Below are 654 nucleotides of genomic sequence, written 5' to 3'. Positions count from 1 at the left end.
CCGCGGCAGCGGTGCAGACAAAACCGTCGAGCAGGACCGGCACATTGTTGCGGCGCGCGGCGAGCGTGGCGCCGAAGATGGCGGCGAGCTCGCGGCCGCCAAGGGCTGCGGCGATCTTCAGCGGGTCGGACAGCGCGTCGGCATGGCGCTTGAGGCCGGCTTCGATCGCGGTCACCTTGCGCTTCAGGCCGGCATCGTCGACGCCGGTGCCGCGCCCGGTCCATTTCTCGGCGCCGCCGCCGAATAGGGCGGCAGAAATCGCCGCCGCCGGCGTGGTGTTGCCGATGCCCATTTCGCCGAAGCAGACGAGGTCGATATCCTTGGTCACCGCGTCATGGCCGGCCGAGACGGCGGCGAGGAAGGCCTTCTCGTCCATCGCCGGCACTTCGGTGAAGTCGCCGGTCGGATGGTCGAGGTCGAGCGGGATGACGTCGAGCTCGGCGCCAGCGATGCGGGCGAGCTGGTTGATGGCGGCGCCGCCGCCGGCGAAATTCGCCACCATCTGTACGGTGACTTCCGACGGGAAGGCCGAGACGCCCTGCGCGGTGACGCCGTGATTGCCGGCAAAGACGAAGACCTTCACCTTGTCCAGCTTCGGCATGTCGCGGCCCTGCCAGCGCCCCAGCCAGGCGGCGATGGTTTCCAGCCGGCCGA

General features: G+C 69.7%; 1 protein-coding gene. It reads right to left on the bottom strand.

Annotation, left to right across the window (positions count from 1 at the left end):
* A partial coding sequence (locus EN745_RS35530) for a nicotinate-nucleotide--dimethylbenzimidazole phosphoribosyltransferase (RefSeq protein ID WP_189363283.1) occupies positions 1–654 on the bottom strand: 654 nt, incomplete at both ends.

The sequence above is a fragment of the Mesorhizobium sp. M4A.F.Ca.ET.022.05.2.1 genome (genome assembly GCF_003998845.1).
GTDB lineage: Bacteria > Pseudomonadota > Alphaproteobacteria > Rhizobiales > Rhizobiaceae > Mesorhizobium.
This window is presented reverse-complemented; position numbering and strand designations above follow the sequence as displayed.